Below are 4,257 nucleotides of genomic sequence, written 5' to 3' on the forward strand. Positions count from 1 at the left end.
GTGCTATATGGGAAACGTAGATATGGAAAAGCTAAAAGCTATTGAAAATGCAATGAGTCAAATAGAAAAACAATTTGGTAAAGGGTCAATTATGAAGCTTGGAGAAAATAGTTCTCTTAATGTAGAAGCTATTTCAACAGGGTGTCTTGACTTAGACATAGCATTAGGAATAGGGGGAGTCCCTAGAGGTAGAATAATAGAAATATACGGACCTGAGAGTTCAGGTAAAACTACAGTTGCGCTTCATATTATTGCAGAAGCACAAAAGAAGGGTGGAGCTGTTGGTTTTATAGATGCTGAACATGCTTTAGATCCAAGTTATGCAAGAAACTTAGGTGTAGATACTGAAAACTTAATAGTATCACAACCAGATACAGGAGAACAAGGGCTTGAAATTGCTGAAGCATTAGTACGTTCAGGAGCAATTGATGTTATTGTTGTTGACTCTGTTGCTGCATTAGTTCCAAGAGCTGAAATAGATGGTGAAATGGGAGACTCACACGTAGGTCTTCAAGCAAGACTTATGTCTCAAGCGTTAAGAAAATTAACAGGTACTATCCAAAAAACAGGATGTGTAGCTATTTTTATAAATCAGTTAAGAGAAAAAGTTGGAGTTATGTTTGGTAACCCTGAAACTACTACTGGTGGTAGAGCCCTTAAATTCTATGCATCTGTAAGATTAGATGTAAGAAGAATAGACTCTATAAAACAAGGTGAAAGCATTGTTGGTAACAGAACAAGAGTTAAGGTTATGAAAAACAAGGTGGCACCTCCATTTAAACAAGCTGAGTTCGATATTATGTATAATGAAGGAATATCAAGAACAGGTAATATAGTAGATGTAGGTGTTAAAGAAAATATAGTTCAAAAGAGTGGAGCTTGGTTCTCATACGGCGATATAAGATTAGGTCAAGGAAGAGAAAATGCTAAGCAATACTTAAAAGAAAACCCAGAAGTAGCTCTTGAGATAGAGAATAAAATTAGAGAAAAATATGAACTTCCAGTTATGAATGAAGTAGCTGTTTCATCTGTTGAAGAAAAAGCTAAGAAGTAATATATTTTACTAATACTGAATATAATTATATAAATATGACAATAATAAAATCGATAGTATAATAAAGTTATACTATCGATTTTTGTTATCAAATTTAAATGTTTTTTTGTAGCTAACTATATTTTTTTATTTATAATCTACGACTTTAGGACATTATAAAATAAAAAGTTATTAATACTATTTTTAAAGCTAAGATATTTTACCTTTATATAGGCTGATTTAAGGCTGATTTAGCTTAAATGTTATAAATATAAGATATAGGAAAGTATATAAGAATTAATATAGCTTATATATAAAATATTTGGAGTTAGTTGTCTTTTAGTAGTATATATGTAACTTGACATAATTTTAATTTTAATATAAAATAATAACAAATACTGGTTTTATCATTTTTCAAATATCAGTTAGATTAAGTATGATTCCTCTACATTTTCATTAAACAATTGTTTATATGAATGGAGGAGGTGTTGTTATGAATAATATTCTTATTGCAATAGTAGTAAGTGTTGTAATATTAGCTGTAGGAGGCGTATTACTTTATAAAACTATACAAAGTGCTTCTAAAAAGAAGATAGAAGGCTTAGAAAAAGATGCAGAAACTCTTTTAGAAAATGCTAAAAGAGAAGCAGAAGCGACTAAGAAGGAGTCGATTTTAGAAGCAAAAGAAGAAGTTCATAGACTTAGAAATGATTTAGAAAGAGATTCAAGAGAAAGAAGAAATGAAATTCAGAGGCTTGAAAGAAGATTAATTCAAAGAGAAGAATCTTTGGATAAGAAAGCTGAACTTTTTGAAAAGAAAGAAGAAGCTTTAAGTAAAAGATTACAAGAAATCGATGAAATGGAAGCAAGTGTACAAGAACTACATTCTAAGAGAAGAGAGGAACTTGAAAGAGTTGCATCTCTATCTACTGATGAAGCTAGAGATATTCTTTTAGAAGAAGTTAAGAGAGAAATCACTCATGAAACTGCTATAATGATCAAGGAAATAGAATCTAGAGCCAAAGAAGAAGCAGATAAAAAGGCTAGAGAGATTATTACAACTGCTATTCAAAGATGTGCAGCTGATCATGTATCAGAATCCACAGTACATGTTGTTGCCCTTCCAAATGACGAAATGAAGGGTAGAATCATAGGTAGGGAAGGTAGAAATATCAGAACTCTTGAAACATTAACAGGAGTAGATTTAATTATAGATGATACTCCAGAAGCTGTTATTTTATCAAGTTTCGATCCTGTTAGAAGAGAAATTGCTAAAATAGCATTAGAAAAGTTAATTGTAGATGGTAGAATTCATCCAGCTAGAATCGAGGAAATGGTAGAAAGAGCTACTAAGGATGTTGAAAATGACATTAAGGAAGAAGGAGAACAAGCAACTCTTGAAACTGGTGTCCATGGTGTTCATCCAGAAATTATTAAGCTTCTTGGTAGACTCAAATATAGAACTAGTTATGGACAAAATGTGTTAAAGCATTCAATTGAAGTTTCATATTTAGCTGGTGTTATGGCTGCTGAACTAGGTTTAGATGTAAGCCTTGCTAAAAGGGCAGGTTTACTACATGATATAGGTAAGGTAGCAACACAAGAAGAAGAAGGTCGTCATGCTGTAATAGGTGGAGATCTTGCTAAGAAATATGGAGAATCACCAGTTGTGGCAAATGCTATAGCAGCTCATCATGGTGATGTTGAAATGTTAACTCTTGAAGCTGTATTAGTTCAAGCGGCAGATGCAATATCAGCAGCTAGACCAGGAGCAAGAAGAGAAACTTTAGAAGCCTACATTAAGAGGTTAGAAAAGTTAGAAGAAATTGCAAATTCTTATGAAGGTGTAGAAAAGTCATATGCGATTCAAGCTGGCAGAGAGATTAGAATTATGGTTAAACCAGATCAATTAGATGACGCTGGATCTGTAGACTTAGCTAGAAGTTTAGCTAAGAATATAGAAGAACAATTAGAATATCCAGGTCAAATTAAAATTAATGTAATTAGAGAAACAAGAGCAGTAGATTATGCTAAGTAATATAAGGTACATTTTGCAAATGCAAAATGTACCTTATTTTTAATGGAATAAATAGAATATTAAAGAAAAAAAAATAAAAATGAAAAAGTTTTCTAAAAAGAAGGATTTTTATTTAAAAGATAGAATATATATAAAGACAAGATAATTTCTTGAATAATTGTAAACGATTTTTATCTAGGAGGTAAAGACAAGTGGAAGTATTAAAAGTTTCAACTAAATCAAATCCTAATTCGGTAGCAGGTGCATTAGCTGCCATTATCAAAGAAAAGAACATAGTAGAGATCCAAGCAGTAGGAGCAGGTGCTATAAACCAAGCGGTAAAGGCAATTGCTATAGCAAGAGGCTTCGTTGCTCCTAGTGGAAAGGATATTGTTTGCGTGCCAGCATTTACAGATATAGAAATTGATGGCGAAGAAAGAACTGCAATAAAATTGATTGTTCAACCAAGATAATTAATTAAATATTATTAGTAAATTTCAATAGTAAAAGAAAAGGACTACATTTTAGTAGTTCTTTTTCGATAACAAGAAAAATAGAAGGCTATAGACCTTGAAATTTTCTGCATTTACATATATAATGTAATAGTTAAATAGGAAACTATTTTAAATTTATAGTAAAGAGGTGTGTGTAATGGTATCTAAAGAAGTTGTAGTAAACAATGGAACTGGTTTACATGCTAGACCAGCAACTTTATTAGTTAAAAAGGCTTCATCTTTCAAATCAGATGTTAGCATTGAATTTAACGGTAAAAAAGCAAACGTTAAGAGTTTAATTGGAGTTCTTTCTTTAGGCGTAACTAAAGGAGCTGCTATAACAGTTTTAGCTAGTGGAGATGACGAAGCTTTAGCTGTAGAAGAAATAGCTAACTTAATTGCTAATTTAGAAGATTAATTAAAAAGTGCCTATAAGGCACTTTTTTGCTTTTAATAAATATTATGTAGTGACTTAGAGTTTTAATGGGTTACATTTAAAAACTAATACAATTAAATCTATAGCTGCAGCAAAAATTAAAATATATATTAATCTTTGTAGAATTGCTGAACCCATAACTGCATAAGTTATTAAATTAATACCAAATAGTCCAATAAGGCCCCAATTGACAGAACCTATCAATACTAGTAAGAAAGAAATTTTATCTAATAAGCTTATTTTACACATAATTTACCCCCTATCTATAGTTTAGTAT

The 4,257-nt window shown here is 31.2% G+C and carries 5 protein-coding genes; 4 read left to right on the forward strand and 1 reads right to left on the reverse strand.

Annotated elements, in window-relative coordinates:
* Positions 1 to 7 precede the first annotated feature (7 nt).
* The 4 genes from recA to E6248_RS13785 all read left to right on the forward strand — a co-directional run bounded on the left by recA (position 8) and on the right by E6248_RS13785 (position 3,962).
* Positions 8 to 1,054 carry a recombinase RecA gene (recA, locus tag E6248_RS13770; RefSeq protein WP_316341365.1) on the forward strand — a complete coding sequence of 349 codons (1,047 nt, stop codon included), beginning with the start codon at positions 8 to 10 and terminating at the stop codon, positions 1,052 to 1,054.
* 472 nt (positions 1,055 to 1,526) lie between these two features.
* Positions 1,527 to 3,071, forward strand: a complete 1,545-nt coding sequence (gene rny / locus E6248_RS13775; RefSeq protein ID WP_316341363.1) for a ribonuclease Y — start codon at positions 1,527 to 1,529, stop codon at positions 3,069 to 3,071.
* A gap of 191 nt (positions 3,072 to 3,262) precedes the next feature.
* A complete protein-coding gene (locus tag E6248_RS13780; RefSeq protein ID WP_016206312.1) occupies positions 3,263 to 3,523 on the forward strand; it encodes a stage V sporulation protein S in 261 nt (86 codons plus the stop codon).
* A 178-nt stretch (positions 3,524 to 3,701) separates the two neighbouring features.
* The gene (locus tag E6248_RS13785) at positions 3,702 to 3,962 is read left to right on the forward strand and encodes an HPr family phosphocarrier protein (protein ID WP_136004919.1); all 261 of its coding nucleotides are present in this window, start codon (positions 3,702 to 3,704) and stop codon (positions 3,960 to 3,962) included.
* A 54-nt stretch (positions 3,963 to 4,016) separates the two neighbouring features.
* On the opposite strand, the gene E6248_RS13790 is transcribed toward E6248_RS13785, so the two are convergent.
* A complete protein-coding gene (locus E6248_RS13790; RefSeq protein ID WP_316341364.1) occupies positions 4,017 to 4,229 on the reverse strand; it encodes a DUF378 domain-containing protein in 213 nt (70 codons plus the stop codon).
* Positions 4,230 to 4,257 lie beyond the last annotated feature (28 nt).

The sequence above is a fragment of the Clostridium sp. genome (genome assembly GCF_032552055.1).
In the GTDB taxonomy this organism is placed as follows: domain Bacteria; phylum Bacillota; class Clostridia; order Clostridiales; family Clostridiaceae; genus Clostridium.